We start from the raw sequence: 16,304 nt of genomic DNA, 5'->3' as shown, positions 1-16,304 counted from the left end.
GAAACATTGAGTGCGCAGAGCAAGTCAAAAAGCCTTGCCCGTACGTTAAGCGCATTTGATTTAACCTTGCTCGGTATCGGTTGTGTCATCGGTACAGGGATTTTTGTCATTACAGGAACAGTGGCAGCGACCGGTGCAGGTCCCGCCCTCATCATATCGTTTATTTTAGCGGGGCTCGCCTGTGCGCTGGCTGCTTTCTGTTATGCTGAGTTTTCGTCTTCAATTCCGATTTCGGGAAGCGTGTACTCATACTCATACGTGACACTTGGAGAGCTGCTCGCCTTTTTGATCGGATGGGATCTCATGCTTGAATATGTCATTGCACTGTCGGCGGTTGCCACCGGCTGGTCTTCATATTTTCAATCACTGCTTGCCGGCTTCAATCTTCATATTCCGGCTGCACTGACAGGAGCGCCGGGAAGCACGGCGGGCGCCGTATTTAATCTTCCGGCTGCGGTGATCATTCTCCTCATCACTGCGATTGTCAGCAGAGGCGTCAAGGAAAGCACACGCTTTAACAACGTCATCGTACTGATGAAAATCGCGATCATTTTATTGTTCATTATTGTCGGCATCGGCTATGTAAAACCGGACAACTGGTCTCCTTTTATGCCATTCGGGATGAAAGGCGTCATTCTTAGCGCTGCCACTGTATTCTTCGCGTACCTTGGGTTTGACGCGGTTTCTAACGCTTCAGAGGAAGTGAAAAATCCGCAAAAAAACATGCCCGTCGGCATTATTTCAGCTCTAGCCGTCTGTACGGTTCTGTACATCGCGGTATCGCTTGTGCTGACAGGCATGATGCCTTATGCCAAATTGAATGTCGGAGATCCTGTATCCTTTGCGCTGAAATTCGTCGGACAGGACGCTGTTGCCGGAATTATTTCTGTCGGTGCGATTATCGGGATTACGACGGTGATGCTCGCTTTGCTGTACGCTCAGGTTCGTTTGACATTTGCCATGAGCAGAGACGGCCTTCTGCCTGGATTGTTCGCAAAGGTTCATCCGTCATTTAAAACCCCGTTCCGCAACACATGGCTGACAGGGATCGTTGCAGCGGGAATCGCCGGCTTTATTAACCTCGGAACGCTGGCCCACCTGGTGAACATGGGAACACTTGCCGCGTTTACGGTCATATCTATTGCTGTCATTGTGCTAAGAAAGAAACATCCTGAAATCAAGGCGTCCTTCAGAGTGCCGTTCGTTCCGGTTGTGCCGATTATCAGCGCAGGCATCTGCCTTTGGTTCATGTACAGCCTTCCCGGCGTCACATGGCTTTCATTTGTCATCTGGATCGCTGTCGGAACGCTCGTTTATTTCCTATATTCGAGAAAACACAGCTTATTAAACAAATAATCTCTTTTTAGCCGGCGGTGCCTCACCCGCCGGCTTTTTCCTTTTTTTATGTGCTATACTTTGAGTACGCATGAGAAAGGGAGACACACAGATGAAACAATACCGCACTTTATTATTTGATGTAGATGATACCATCCTTGATTTTCAAGCGGCAGAAGCTTTAGCCCTGCGTTTGCTGTTTGAAGATCAGAACATTCCTTTAACAAATGACATGAAGGCGCAGTATAAAACTATCAATCAAGGTCTCTGGAGAGCCTTTGAAGAAGGTAAGATGACACGGGATGAAGTCGTAAACACGCGTTTTTCCGCTTTGCTCAAGGAGTACGGTTACGAGGCGGACGGCGCCTTGCTTGAGCAAAAATACCGCCGCTTTCTTGAAGAAGGACATCAGCTTATTGACGGTGCATTTGATCTCATCTCAAATCTGCAGCAACAGTATGATTTGTACATCGTGACAAACGGCGTGTCTAACACACAATATAAGCGTCTCCGTGATTCAGGATTATTTCCATTCTTCAAAGACATTTTCGTTTCTGAAGACACAGGCTTCCAAAAGCCGATGAAGGAATATTTCGATTACGTGTTTGAACGGATTCCTCAATTTTCAGCAGAGCACACATTAATCATCGGGGATTCACTAACTGCTGATATCAAAGGCGGACAGCTCGCCGGGCTTGATACTTGCTGGATGAACCCTGACATGAAGCCGAATGTGCCAGAGATCATACCAACCTATGAGATTCGTAAGCTTGAAGAGCTATATCACATTTTGAATATCGAAAATACCGTCAGCTGCTAATCAGGCTGACGGTATTTCTTTCATAAGAATCTTTTTTCCTCTTGATAAATTCTTCACCTTATGAATAATATGGTGGTATGCTTTGGTTATATATGTTAGGAGGAGACTCAATTGGCTATCGCCGCCCCGTTAAAAGAAAAAACAGTTCAAAAACCAGGCACCACGGTGTATCCGATTTTGATTATTATCGGAATTTGCCATATGCTCAACGATTCGCTTCAGGCTGTGATTCCGGCCATGTTCCCTATTTTGGAGCGCTCCATGAGCCTGACGTTTACACAGCTTGGCATCATCGCTTTCACATTAAACATGGTGTCGTCCGTCATGCAGCCTGTTGTCGGCTGGTATACCGATAAACGGCCGCGGCCGTATGCGCTGCCAGTCGGTTTGACCGCCAGCATGCTTGGCATTTTGGGCCTTGCATTTGCCCCGTCATTCGCAACGATCTTATGCTGTGTGTTTTTCATTGGATTAGGCTCGGCCATTTTCCATCCGGAGGGCTCCCGTGTGGCGTATATGGCCGCCGGCACAAAACGCGGGCTCGCCCAATCGATTTATCAGGTGGGCGGAAACTCAGGCCAGGCGATGGCACCGCTGATCACCGCGCTGATCCTTGTGCCGCTCGGGCAATTCGGCGCTGTTTGGTTCACGCTTGTCGCCGCGCTTGCTGTTATGTTTCTCATGTATATTGCGAAATGGTACGCCTCACGTCTTGGCAGCCGTGCCCAGAAATCAGGAAAACAAAAGAAAACGGCTGAAAACACGGCCATCACCAAATCTGTTGTATCTGCTCTTATTATTATTATATTTCTCATTTTTGCTCGTTCTTGGTATACGAGTGCGATCGGTAACTTTTACACGTTTTACGCGATGGATACCTATCACGTAAGCATTCAGCAGGCACAAAGCTATATTTTTGTCTTCTTGCTGTTCGGCGCAATCGGCACGTTTCTCGGCGGCCCGCTTGCAGACCGTTTTGGAAAACGCTTCGTTATCCTCGGTTCGCTGTTATGCTCGGCGCCGCTGGCGATTGTGCTGCCATTTGCCGGCCCGGTTCTCGCCTATGGCGTGCTCGCATTGATTGGCTTGGTTCTGATGTCGAGCTTTTCTGTAACGGTCGTCTACGCACAGGAGCTAGTTCCTGGAAAAATCGGCACAATGTCCGGTTTAACCGTCGGGCTTGCCTTCGGGATGGGCGCAATCGGCGCTGTGGCGCTGGGCGCTCTGATTGACGCCGCGGGCCTGACCCCGACGATGATCGCCATTGCCTTTCTCCCTGTTCTCGGCATCCTTGCCTTCCTATTGCCAAGTGACCAGAAGCTGAGAGAATGGCATAGCTGAAAAAACCCCTGCCAGGCGGCAGGGGGTTTTTTAATCCAGCTGGATAAAATGAGTGTCAGGCACTGCGTGCTTCGGGATAAAGCCATCCGCAAAGTCCGGAAACGCCGACTGTATTTCATCAATCCATCTTTTCAGATTTAATATATACGGCATATAAATCATCTCAATTGTCGCTTCGTCTTCAATCCGGTAGTACCAGCAAAGATTAAACTCTTTTTCTGTCACCAGTGTAAACCCAGAGAAATGATAGAAAATCAGCGGCGTTTCATCTATATACACGCGGCCGTCCTTTTGCCCGACCTTATAGTTTTCGATATTCCAAAGCGCTGTATTGGCTCCTATTGATTTGACAACATGAACACCTTTAAACTGCTCCGGCCATTTCTCCACATATCTTTGATCACCATATGTCTTTCGTTCCGTATCCATTTCGACCGTGCAAAATTCAATACAGTCCTGTCTCCACTGCCACACCGCTTCATATGCTTCCTTTGTATTACCGGCACCGACAAAGCCTGTATTAAAGCGTCCGGTTCGGTCGTAGTAGGACATGAAGCGCGGCGAATTACGATGATCAGTCAAATACAGAGACGCCGTTGGGTTTTCTGCAAAAATACGTGCCGGATCAGAAAAGAAAAATAGATCCGTATCCATATGGGCAAAGTATTCAGCGTCATCCCACTTGCTCATCACATGAAACAAAAAGGCGGGCTTTAACGTCCAGCAATATTCATGAAACGTTCTGTTGCTTTTCGCTTTCAGCAGCTCCGGGTCTTCCATTTCATGCAGCTGCACAAAGGTTACATGCTCCCATGGCACGTGCTGAAGCAATTCATACGCTTTCTGGTCGACACACAGCACATATAAATGAAAATCATCGCAATGCTCATGGAGAGAATGAATCATAGGCATGAGCTTAAAGATATGTGTCCTTGACACTATCGTTGAAAAATGAAATGTACTCACTTATACCACATCCAATGATCTAAGATCCACGTGCAGCAAATCGTTGACAAGCGCATACAGTGCGTTGGCAAAATCGTTCACGCCTAGCTTTTTCTTCGCCTTAGGCAGAAGCTTGCGGACAGTTTGTAAATCAAAGCTTTTCGCCGTCACCCTTGGGGATTTCTTTCGCCAATCCGGATCAATGTTGCGCTCTTTAACAACATGCAGAAGCTCAAGAAACAGATTCAGCAGCATATCATATTTCTGTGATTCCAGCAGCTTTTGAATATCAGCCATGATTCTGTTCGTCATATCAGGCGGGAACGGACCATTAAAAGCGAGATGAACGTCTAAGGAGCGGATATTGTTGTATTTATCGCACATATAGGCAATGTTTGCCCGAATATCGTCTACAGACTTACAATTGCTTGGATGTTCCTGATGAACACTGACAATATCGCGGCGAAGCCTGAAGGTCAATCCGGCCTGATGAAGCCTGATCCCGAGGTCATAATCCTCAAACCCGTACCGCACAATGCCTTCGTCAAATAAACCGAGGTCAACCACATGCTTGCGTTTCACAGAGGAATTATTCGTGATAAAAAAGCGCCATGGCATATGATAGCCTTTCAAGTCATCGCCGTACTCATCTAAAATCTTCTTGAGCACGTCTATAAAGTCGGTATCGAGGTCAAAGCTTTTATCAAGAAAGCTTCCGTTTTTGATGTCCGCTTCCTCCAGCAGCTTTTGTTTGTCTTTCTTCGGCATTTCACCTGTGAGCTTTGCGAGCTGTTCCTTATGTTCTTCTTCAAATCGTTCATAGTAAAAACTGTAGATCCGTTTCCAAAACAACCCGCACACGACGAGATTCTCTTCGTTCTCATGGGCTTTAATATGTTTTGCCACAAGGTCCTTTGCCGCAAGCATATCGCTGTCATGGAAAATCAGGATGTCTCCTCTGGCATTGCGAAGCGCCTGATTTCGTCCGTACGCAATGCCCCTGTTTTCTTTAATCCGTGTAAAGATCAGCGGAAAATCAGCTTGAAATGACTCAAGCATCGAGAGCGTCCCGTCCTCAGAGCCATTGTCCGCTACAATGACTTCGAATTCTTCATCGCACTCCTGCTGGTTTAATGACAGAAGGCTGTTGTAAAGACGCTCCTTCGAATTATATGCAGGAATAATAACGCTTGCTTTCACTTCATTTTCACTTCCTGTATTTACTCATTTATTTGTTGTCATCTTTTGAAGCAAAACCGTTAAATTCAGGGTCTAACGTTTTGATGTGCTGAATGATATGCGGCAGTGTCTCTTGATACAGTTCATGCACAAACGGCAGATCTGTGCGGGTTGTTTCATGAATCTGTTTGATTTCATTGATGCTGACGATTCGGTATCCGCTGAAATGATAAAAGATCAGCGGACTGCCATCCTCCAGCACGATCCGGCCATCTTTCCAGGAAAACGTATGCTGTCCATAATTCCAATGGCCGATGTTCACGCCGGGTGTTGTAATGTCACACACATTCGGAAACAGCTCAGACATATAATCCAAATAGCCCTGATCACCGAATTTCCCTTCACCCGGTGCATTTTTGCATTCCTCAAGACAGCGTTCCTTCCACCACTCCAAGCAATCCGTGCCTGCATCATCATGCTTGAAGCTGATAAACCCGGAATTATATCTGCCTAAAAGACGCTGCAGCATGTCAATCTGCTCTTTCTCAAAAGAAGGGATTACAATATCCCCCCGTGAAAGCAGCACCGAGCAGTCCGGCTGGTTTTCAAAAATCGGCGATGGATCTGCATAGAAAAAGAGATCCCCGTCAATATACGTCACGCGCTCCAGCTCAGGATTGCTGTTCAGCACAGCTTGCAGAAAGATCGGCTTCATCGTCCAGCAATACTCACTTTGATCTCTAGTTTCCTTCAGCTTCAGCAGCATTTCATTTTCAAGAGCGGCCACCGGCACAAGGTTCAGCTGCTTCATCTTCAGCTTCTGTAACACGCGGTGCGTATCTTCATCCATGCAAAGTATAAAAATGGGACTGTCTTGATCAACTTGCTCTAACGACTTAAACAAAGCGACTGCCTGATATAATCTTCCTTTTGATAAAACGGTGCAATACGCGCTGGTCACAGTCTTGTTCACCTCGTTTCACATTACTTTTTGAAGAATTCCGTATACCACTCAATCGTTTTTTCAAGTCCCTCATCAATAGTGTAGGCCGGTGTCCAATTCAGCAGCTTTCTTGCTTTTTCCGCGGATAAATATTGATGTTTGATTTCATTGCTTCCCTGATTCAGCACCTTAGGTTTCAGATTACTGTTCATTTTCTTTAATATTTTCTCTACCAGTTCAAGTACGGTCAGCTGGATCTCATTGCTGAAGTTAAAGGCCTCTCCGGCAAGATTGTTTTCTTCCATTTTTTCTGCAAGAAGAAGATAAGCCTGAACGGCGTCTTCGATATAGAAGTAGTCCCGTACAAATGTGCCGTCGCTTCGGATTTCCGGCGCTTCCCCGTTCAGCACAAGCTGAATCGTCTGAGGAATGATGCGGTTGAAGTTCAAATCTCCGCCGCCGTATAAGTTTCCGCAGCGCGTAATGCAGACCGGAAGCCCGTACGTGTGAAAATAGGTGTGGCTGATCAGATCTGCGCAGCTTTTTGAGACGTCGTACGGGTGCTTGCCTTCCAGCGGCATGTTTTCATCGTATGGAAGGTTTTCTTGATCGCCGTAAGCTTTATCACTTGAAGCGACAATGACCCGCTTAATTAACGGATGCTTGCGGCAGGCTTCGAGAATATTCCAGGTGCCGAGGATATTCGCTTCAAAGGTAGAAATCGGGTTGCGGTTTGCTACGCCGACAATCGCTTGTGCAGCGAGATGAAAGACAGTGTCGATCTCATACTCGCCAAGCGCACGTTCAATCACAGCCAAGTCCTCAAGAGAGCCCCGCACGATATTCATTTTCTTGATATGTTCTCCCTGATAAAGATTGGATTGAGGCACATGATCCCTGACAAGCCCCGTAACATTTGCGCCCTGATCGATCAGCTCTTTCACCAAATAGCTTCCTAAAAGACCTGTGCATCCCGTGACAAATACGTTTTTATTTTTCCAGAAACTCAAATCGATTCACCATACCTTCCATACTTGTTGTCCTTGATTCCACATTTTGTTGACTTCTAAGAGATTTTTATACGTATCGATGGCCGTCCAAAATCCGTAATGGCGGTACACAGCAAGCTCCCCATCTTTAGCAAGATTCTTCAGCGGTTCATCTTCGAACATCGTGTTTCCGTCTTTAGGCAAATAATCGAAAACCTTTGGACTGAGAACGAAGAATCCGCCGTTGATGATTCCGTCACTTGATGTCTTCTCAGAAAATGTTTTCGCCATGCCGTCCTCAACTGTCAAGGTGCCAAACTGCGAGACTTTGTCAATCCCGGTGACAGTCGCGGCAGCACCTTTTGTCTGATGATAGCTGATGAGATGGAAAAGATTGATATTGGCCAGCCCGTCCCCATAGGTGAGCAGAAATGTTTCATCACCGATATAGTCTTTCGCCTGCAAGATTCTTCCGGCTGTCAGCGTATCTTCCCCAGTCTCCAAAAACGTAATTTTCCACGTTTCAGGCTGCCCCAGCATCTGTACCTCTCCCGTAGAGCTGTCGAGTGTCAGGCTGTTGTGCTTCCATTCATAGTCGAGAAAGTATTCCTTGATTTTTTCTCCTTTATAGCCCAACAGCAGAATAAACTCGTTTACTCCGTAGTACTGATAAATTTTCATAATATGCCATAGAATCGGTTTGCCGCCTATCATGGCGAGCGGTTTAGGAATGTCATTCGTGACTTCACTCATTCTCGTTCCTTTTCCGCCGCAGAGAATGACCGCTTTCATCTCTACCCCTCATCTCTATGAATATTGAGTTCGAAACCTGGTACATCTTCACAATCTATCAAGGCATTTCCCCGATAATTTGTCCGATTTCAATCCGGTTTCAAAATCTACTGTAATGATATGAGAGAAAGCCAGCCTTGGTGACCAAATGGAATCTATTTTTTCAAGTTGGTTGTATAACCAAAAAAAGAGCCTTGAGCGAAGGCAATGCGCCCGCTCAAGGCTCTTTTTCATCTTATTTGATTTCTTTTTCCTTGCCGTAATGATAGTCTGACGGATCAACGGCTTTGAAATCATTTAGTTTATGGAACCTCAGCAAGTCTTTGTACAGGACACTGTCTGAAAGGCTCAGCTGCTGGTTCACTCTTGTTTTCAGATTCTTCGTTTCTTCATTTGCTTTCAGTTTTTCACCAGTCTTCGTATCATAAATGATATTGTCGACTGATGTGTACTTCGGCGTTACGAAGTCTCCGTTTCTGAATGCCACCGTATCGTCGTGGTCTTTAGAGAATAAATCAGTACCAAAGTTGATATATTTCTGAGAATCAATTCCTTCTAAGTGCAGAAGTGTCGGCATGACGTCAATTTCGCCGCCATACGTATGGTTCACTCCGCCTTTTTTGCCAGGAACGCGGATCATCAGCGGCACACGCTGGTTCTGTGCGTTTTGATAATCTGTGATCTCTTTTCCAAGAATCTCTTTCATCGCTCGGTTATGGTTTTCAGAAATACCGTTATGGTCACCGTAAATCATGATGACTGAGTTGTCATACAGCCCGGCTTCCTTCAGCTCCTTGAAGAATTGCTCAAGCGCTTCGTCAAGGTAACGCGCTGTCTGGAAGTAGCTGTCAACTGTGTTATCGCCAGTTGTCGCTTTTTTAAGAGACGCGTCTTTTTCATCAAGGTTAAACGGATAATGGTTTGTCAATGTAATCAAATGCGCATAAAATGGCTGTTTAAGAGATTCAAGCTTTGGAATCGATTCTGTAAAGAACGGCTTATCCTTAAGCCCCATATTAATCACATTTTCATCTGACATATCATACGTGCTTGCGTCGAAGAACTTGTCATATCCGATATGTTTGTAAATCTGGTCACGGTTCCAGAACGATTTGTAATCACCATGCAGGACGGCGCTTGTATAGCCTTCCTTCTGGTCTAAAATCGCAGGAAGCGACTGGTAAGTGTTTTCGCCTTTCGTCACAAACGCGGAGCCTTCAGGAAGACCGAAGATCGAGTTATCCATTGTCAGCTCGGCATCAGATGTTTTTCCCTGGCCTGTCTGATGGAAGAAGTTATCAAAATACGTCACATCTTCCCCGCCGTGCGCAAGTTTATTTAAGAAAGGCGTCACCTCTTCACCGTTTAGCTTGTAGTCAATCAGGAATGACTGGAAGCTTTCGAGGTGAATTTTAATGATATTTTTGCCTTTGGCAGAGCCGAAGTACTCGGCGTTCGGTTTTGCATAATGAGACGTCGTGTAATTCTCGACGCTTGTTAAATCATCGCTGCTTGCATAGGCCCGTTGCGTTTCTGTTTGAGCCGTCTGTACACCGTCATAAATGGTGTAGTTGTATAAACCTAAATATTTCACAATATAATTGCGGTCAAACGTTCTTGTCAGCAGCTGCGGACGGTCTTTTTCCGCATAGTGCAGGTTGATGAAAAACAGTGCGATCCCAGAAAGGATCACTAAAGATGCAAAGCGTTTTTTCATTTTGTATTCTTTTAATTCAGGTCTCCAGATCAATACCGCAATCAAAATGATAATATCTAAGAAATAGAAAATATCATGACCGGCCATGATACTGAAAATCCCGTCTCCCATGTTTCCAACGTTTCCAGACTGTTTAATGTTCGGGAACGTCAAGAAATCGTCAAAGAAACGATAGAATAAAATATTTGCATATAACACAAATGTCATCAAGAAATCGATAATCAGCATAATAATGGCTGATTTACGCCCTTTCGCCAGCAAAGCCAGTCCTAAAAAGAAGACGGCGCTTGAGAATGGGTTAAATATCAGGAGGATCTCCTGAGTTGTGCCTTTTACCCCAAGATTAAACTCAGTCTTGTAGGATAAATACGTTTTTGCCCAAAACAGTATAACAGCCAGCACAAAAAAGCTAAGTTTGTAAGAAAAAAGTTTCTTCATGGCAACCTCTACTTTCTTAAACACTTTAAGTTCTTCATTCATATTTACCTGCTCTTTATATCCTGCCTTCCAATTCCTTCTTTCCAAACAAAATCAAGGCATCACACAACAAGAAATACACCGCGGCAAGCCGGAATATTTATGTTTCGCACCATATCATTTTTATTACAACCATTTGGAAACCAATCACTGGACGAAAGAAACCTTCATTTCGTTTCACATTTTTTTCTCGGAAATAAAAAAAGGATTTCTTTTGTCATGTGTGCCTTTGAAAAAAGAAATAGATACCGAGTATAAGAATAACATAAACTAGCAAAAACGAAAAATAGGTTTTGCAGACAGCCCGCCCTTCCGGCGAACTGAAGTTATTGTATGCATCAATGTTTAGCGCGATCACCATTTTTTCGAAAGGACAAAAAAGACTGGATGTCTCCAGTCTTCCAGATTGTTGACAAAATCCTAAAATGGTTTTCATTTTAGGATTTTGTCATCTTTTCAGCGTGATTGAAAACCCTTGAAGTCTAGGAAGGACGAGCATAGGAGCGGATATTCACAGGATGTGATGACGACGGCGTTTAGGCAGGACGCCTGAGAATTTAGCCGTTGATCCACTTCGCATTGAGCACCGAAGCGCAGTCCTGACAACGAATGCGAGGGTTTGCCGACACGCTGAAAGACTGGATGTTCCCAGTCTTCTTTATCTATATCCCTGCCCAGACATCTTTGGTGTACATACCGGTATCCTGCAGATGTCTCAGCCAGTTTTGCGCTTCTTGCTCCCCGGTGCCATGAACAGACTGATACGCCTTTTGCAGTGCCGCCTCCACATCCGGGGCCATTTTGCTGCCGTCACCGCATACATAAAGCCTGCCTCCGCGATCAAAAATTGATATTAACGTTTCTGCATGGGCAGCCATGACATGCTGGACATACGTTTTCGGCATGCCTTCTTTACGGGAAAAGGCTGTGTGGACAGTGACGATTCCGTCTTTTTCAAACTGCTCAAGCTCATCGCGGTATATAAAATCACGATCGTTCCTGCATCCAAAATAGAGATGAGCTTCACCGAGCGTTTTCCCTTCCCGCTTTAAAACTTCGCGGGCTTGAAGGAAACCGCGGAATGGCGCGACTCCCGTGCCTGGTCCGACCATAATGATTGGCGTTTCAGGGTCTTCCGGAAGCTGAAACCGGGATTCTGGTGTGCGGACAAACATCACGACATCATCACCGGCTTGGCGCTCAGCTAAATCATTTGAAGCCACGCCCCTGTATTCGCCACGGCCGCTCCACGCAGGGCCGCGCACGACGCCGACTGTGATCGATGCTAGCCGCGGATTCACTCTTGGAGAGCTTGAAATTGAATAATATCTCGGTTTTAACGGACGTAAAAGCTCTAAAAATCGTTCAAACGGCATGTCGCACGCTTCGTACTTTTCAAGCAGATCCAGCATGGAAATTCGTTTTTTCAATATTTGCTCCTGATAAACACCCTCTGCTGACAGTTCTTCTAATTCACGCCTATGCGGCGGACACACTGTAAATGCCGCCAGTTCACGTATTTGCGCTCTTGTGGCTGCTTCCTGCACCTCGACGCTGTAGCTGAGAAGATCATGCAGGCTGACAGGCCGGCCCAATGGCAGATGCCCCGCACTGTGGCCGCTTGCCGACAATGTCACTTGGTCGGTTCCCTTCAAACCGAATCTGTGAAGAATCCGGCTGACATTGGTTTGGCTGTTTTTTGGCAATACGCCAAGATGGTCGCCCTCTTGATATTCAACATCCGGCGGCAATGCGATTTCGATATGGCGGGTGCTTCGATCGCTGTCCGCGGACTGGAGTTCACGATTTTCGGCAATGGATGCGTGAGAGGCTTCGTACGATCTAGCCAGCGGAGACTCGCCCAGCCCTCTGACAAACTGAAGGCTTAGCGTGCTTCGTTCCTTATCGGCGTTTTCATTCAGCTCCAGTCCGAATGCCTTAATGGCGTCCGCCCACATGCTTTTTTTCCACTCGTCAAGCTGCCCTTCAAAATCACCGCTGACATCACCTTCTCCGCGCGCAGAAAACCGAGTCGCGCCTTTCTCCGCAAGCTGCTCATCAATGAATCTCGGCACGTATTGATACGTGCTCGCCCAGTTGTGGTCGCCGCAGCCAAATACCGCGTAATGGACGCCCTCAAGCTCACCCGGTTTGATTTCTTGAAGCCACTGCACGAATTGTCCGGCATTGCTTGGCGGTTTTCCATTATAAGACGAGGTCACAATGACAACCGCTCCCTCTTTCGGCAGCTTTCCAATCCGGTCGTTCAGAGGTGCTGTCTCTGTCCTTACGCCGTGAAGACTGGCAGTATCCGCAAGCTCCCGGGCGACGCCTTCTGCGGTGCCGGTATCTGAGCCGTACAGCACGAGAAGCGGGCGGTTGTTAAGACCGATGACTGATGTGCCCTTTGCTTCCGTTTTCTCCTTTTGCTCATCAGACGCGGCTTTTTCAGCTGCCTGGACGTCTGCATGAATGGCATCCTGATTACGGCTTTGAACCCTGATGTGAAAATCGCCCGGCTTAAGTGTTAAGGTTTGTTTGATATCAAGCTCATAATTCTCATGATCAATCAATGTGAAATATTTTAGAATCATGCCTAACACAAGTGTGGCTTCATGAAGGGCAAACTGCATGCCGATACAGGCCCGTTGTCCATTTCCGAATGGTTTGTACGCATGATGAGGCACCTGGTCCTGATGCTCAAACCGTTCCGGCCGGAATTCTTCTGCGTCCTTTCCCCAAGCGTCTCGATCACGATGAAGCTGCGGAATCAGCACAGAAATTCTGTCATTCGTCGTGATCGGAAATTTCCCGCCAATGACTGTGTCTTCTTTTGGATAAAGGCTGAAAGCCGGAGCTGTCGGCCATAAGCGCAGTGATTCATTTAAAATCATCCGTATGTATGTAAGCTCCAGCACTTGTTTATAGGTCGGCGCTGCATCTGTCAGCACCCGATCGACCTCTTCATACGCCTTTTTCAGTTTGTCAGGATGCTTCAATAAAAAATAAGTCGCAAAGGAAAGCAGGCCGCTCGTTGTTTCATGGCCGGCAATCAAAAACGTAATAATTTGAAAGCGGATATTTTCGTCGTCGAGCTTTTCACCCGTTTCCGGATCTTCCACATTCAGCATGCGGGCGAGCAAATCTTTTTCATCCTGGTCTCCATTCGATCTGCGCTCTGCAATAATGCTGTCGACTAACGAAAACATCGTTTGAATATCATGGTGGAATTGCCGCTTTGTTCTGACCATAAGCTTATCTTGAACATCAAGCCGCTGCATTTGATGCATCGCTTCATCAAGCGCCCGCACCATGCTGTTGATAAACGGGTGGGGCGTTTCTCTGTAGTAACTGTTAAAGCGGTAGTTAAACCCGCATAGCCCAATGGTGTCGAGCGTCAGCCGGGTCATATCTCCCGGGACATCGACTGCTTCATTCGGGTTGAGCCTTGCCCATTTTTGAATGAGCTGAACAGCGATATCGACCATTTTCTCATGATAGTCCTTCATGGCCCGCTGGCTGAACGTCGGCATCAAAATGTTGTGCGCTTTTCTCCAGTTAGGCTCATGCGTCCAGCTCGTAAACAATCCGTCACCGGAAAATGCGCGAACCTTTTCCAAGGCGCCTTCAATGCTTTTATCAAACCGTTCTTCATCACAAACCTCTTTCACCAATTCGTGGCCGGACACTACAATGGTCGTGCCCGCGGGTGTATGGATTTGAAAAATCGGGCCCTGTTCTTCCGCCAGTTTGATCAGCGAAAGCGTCGGCTTGTCTTTATCAATTAAAGGCAAATTGCCGAGCGGTCCAAACGTCTTCGGTTGAGGAATCGGGCTTGTTTCCTTCATCGAACCATTCCTTTCCGTATGAGATGCCTTCTATTTGACTACATTTCCCTTTCATGGTCATGATTATTCCGTTCTCCCAATTGACGCATGATCGCTGTTTTTTCTATACTTGAGAAGCTGTACAATACGCGAATAAGGTGAGTTTATATATGGATTTTGAAATTCGGTTTTTATCCTTTTATGTCATACAGGTGGAAGGCAAAGATGAGCAGGCGAACAAGCAGTTCAAGCACTTCCAGACCCTTGATACGGGCGAATTTGAAGAAAGCGAGCTAAAGGACTTTCTCGACGGGGAACTGAAAAAAATCGTCAAACGGAAAGCAGACCGCCATCCGCAGTCCGAGCAGGTCCCGACGAAAATCGGCCATTTTATCGTCGAGCCCGGCCACGAGCTCGATTCCAACCCAAACTACAACATGTTCAACCGCGCGCGTCTGGCGGAAACAAAAGAAGACTTCAATGAGCTGAGCGAGCAGTTCGTCCGCACGTACCTTGACACAAGCGCGGTTCGCGGCGGCGTGTTTCTCGTCGCTTCGGCCGTGCCGAGAAAATACTTTGACGAGTCATTTATCTTCATTATGAAATGTGATTTTGAGCCGAAGGTCGCCCGCATCTCTGACGCGTCTTCTCTCATTAAAAAAGTCGAAATGGCGATCACGACAAAAAACATGAAAAGCATCCAATATCCGTACATGCCAGAGGAAGGAATGGTCGAGGAAGGTGAACTGAAAATCCACCAGGCCTCGCACGCCCGCTATTTTGAGGACTTTCTGAAATTCGTCGAGTACGGAGAATCGATGCCGGAAATCATGAAAAATCAGGTCATGAACATGGTACAAGAGCACGTCTACGAGACATTTGAAGACAACAGCGAAGAACTGAAGCAGTTCGAGCACGACATTGAAATTTGGGAAGCAAGCGAAAAACGGGAAATCCAAGAGCGCCTCGACACCCATCAAGTCATCGAAGCCTCCGCCCAAATCATCGAGCACACGCCAGAGGCCCAGCTGAAAATGAAAGTCGGAGAAACAGAGATTAAGGGATTGCTAGCGGATTTTGGCGATTCAATTCATCTCGCAAAAGTAAACGGGCGCTATGTCGCGCTGATTGAAGCCGAGACGATTTCGTTTGAGAAAGGCAGTTCACCGGTGGAGTTTTATAAGCCTGAGGGGCTGCATGAGGTGATTGAGCGGATAAAAGGGAAAAATATAAATGACGATTAACGTTTGTTGAAAATAATAAAAGAGAGAATATTTCAGTATTCTCTCTTTCTTTAGATAACCATATATGAATTAGCGATCACAAGCAATTCCATCACCATCACGGTCAAGATGTTTTGCATATCCCGGTTCACCAGAATGGATAGGTGCAACACCAGCTTGCCGTGCTACGGTACAATTTTTGTAATAGACATTCGTCTGTTGTTCTTGTGCCTCTGCTTGTTGTATCTCTTTCTCTTGCTTACGCTTTTCTTGTGCTAGTCGCGCTTCTTCCTCTTGCTTGCGTTTTTCTTCTGCTAATCGCGCTTCTTCCTCTTGCTTGCGTTTTTCTTCTGCTAATCGCGCTTCTTCCTCTTGCTTACGTTTCTCTTCTGCTTGCTTTTTTGCTTTTTCTTCTTTCTTACTCTTATTATCTTGTTGTTCATTACCTTCCTGTTTGCTTTGATTTTCTGTCTGTTCTTCCTTTTGTTCGGTCTTTGAAACAGCTGTTTTATCACTTGATTTTACAGAGCTAGCTTCTTTATTGTTTTCACCAAAAAATGCGTTAAAGGTTAACAGTAATATCAGCAGGTAAACCAATGAAGCAATAGCTCTCTTCCACCACTTACCACTTCGGAACCCTAGGATTTTTTGGTACCATTTCCTCTTCTTCTGATGTAGGAGAATATTTGCATCATTTAAAATAGAAACAAATTCCT

The 16,304-nt window shown here is 46.2% G+C and carries 12 protein-coding genes; 4 read left to right on the top strand and 8 right to left on the bottom strand.

What is annotated here, in order from left to right; all coding sequences use genetic code 11:
* The 3 genes from bcaP to RAC86_RS23045 form a co-directional block, all read left to right on the top strand.
* Positions 1-1,356: branched-chain amino acid transporter BcaP (bcaP, locus tag RAC86_RS23055; protein WP_377886063.1), on the top strand; the 1,356-nt coding region annotated here is incomplete at its 5' end.
* A 91-nt stretch (positions 1,357-1,447) separates the two neighbouring features.
* Positions 1,448-2,155: a YjjG family noncanonical pyrimidine nucleotidase gene (locus tag RAC86_RS23050; RefSeq protein ID WP_377886062.1), complete on the top strand. Its 708-nt coding sequence runs from the start codon at positions 1,448-1,450 to the stop codon at positions 2,153-2,155.
* A 111-nt stretch (positions 2,156-2,266) separates the two neighbouring features.
* Positions 2,267-3,496 (top strand): MFS transporter, encoded by a 1,230-nt coding sequence (locus RAC86_RS23045; RefSeq protein WP_377886061.1) that lies wholly within the window; start codon positions 2,267-2,269, stop codon positions 3,494-3,496.
* A 30-nt stretch (positions 3,497-3,526) separates the two neighbouring features.
* On the opposite strand, the gene RAC86_RS23040 is transcribed toward RAC86_RS23045, so the two are convergent.
* From RAC86_RS23040 to cypD, 7 genes are all read right to left on the bottom strand, one after another.
* Positions 3,527-4,462, bottom strand: a complete 936-nt coding sequence (locus RAC86_RS23040; protein ID WP_015252589.1) for a putative nucleotide-diphospho-sugar transferase — start codon at positions 4,460-4,462, stop codon at positions 3,527-3,529.
* A complete protein-coding gene (locus RAC86_RS23035; RefSeq protein ID WP_003233779.1) occupies positions 4,463-5,641 on the bottom strand; it encodes a glycosyltransferase family 2 protein in 1,179 nt (392 codons plus the stop codon).
* 28 nt (positions 5,642-5,669) lie between these two features.
* Entirely contained in the window at positions 5,670-6,581 is a 912-nt protein-coding gene (locus RAC86_RS23030) for a putative nucleotide-diphospho-sugar transferase (protein WP_014476099.1), read from the bottom strand.
* 23 nt (positions 6,582-6,604) lie between these two features.
* Positions 6,605-7,573 (bottom strand): GDP-mannose 4,6-dehydratase, encoded by a 969-nt coding sequence (locus RAC86_RS23025; RefSeq protein WP_174223586.1) that lies wholly within the window; start codon positions 7,571-7,573, stop codon positions 6,605-6,607.
* Positions 7,574-7,579: 6 nt separating this feature from the next.
* Positions 7,580-8,344 carry a glucose-1-phosphate cytidylyltransferase gene (locus RAC86_RS23020; protein WP_014479136.1) on the bottom strand — a complete coding sequence of 255 codons (765 nt, stop codon included), beginning with the start codon at positions 8,342-8,344 and terminating at the stop codon, positions 7,580-7,582.
* Between the two features lie 235 nt (positions 8,345-8,579).
* On the bottom strand, positions 8,580-10,499 hold the full coding sequence (gene ltaS1, locus RAC86_RS23015) for a lipoteichoic acid synthase LtaS1 (protein ID WP_003243930.1): 1,920 nt from the start codon (positions 10,497-10,499) through the stop codon (positions 8,580-8,582).
* A 701-nt stretch (positions 10,500-11,200) separates the two neighbouring features.
* A complete protein-coding gene (gene cypD, locus RAC86_RS23010) occupies positions 11,201-14,386 on the bottom strand; it encodes a bifunctional P-450/NADPH--P450 reductase (protein WP_377886060.1) in 3,186 nt (1,061 codons plus the stop codon).
* 149 nt (positions 14,387-14,535) lie between these two features.
* On the opposite strand from cypD, the gene RAC86_RS23005 reads away from it, so the two are divergent.
* Complete coding sequence (locus RAC86_RS23005) at positions 14,536-15,609, top strand: DUF3900 domain-containing protein (RefSeq protein WP_377886059.1); 1,074 nt, start codon at positions 14,536-14,538, stop codon at positions 15,607-15,609.
* A gap of 69 nt (positions 15,610-15,678) precedes the next feature.
* Here the strand turns inward: RAC86_RS23005 and RAC86_RS23000 are convergent.
* Positions 15,679-16,304 (bottom strand): excalibur calcium-binding domain-containing protein (locus RAC86_RS23000; protein WP_377886058.1); only part of this gene is annotated, 626 nt, incomplete at its 5' end.

It is taken from the genome of Bacillus sp. LR_5 (assembly GCF_042709275.1).
The sequence above is the reverse complement of the archived record's forward strand: the minus strand, read 5'-3'. Positions and strand labels throughout refer to the sequence as shown.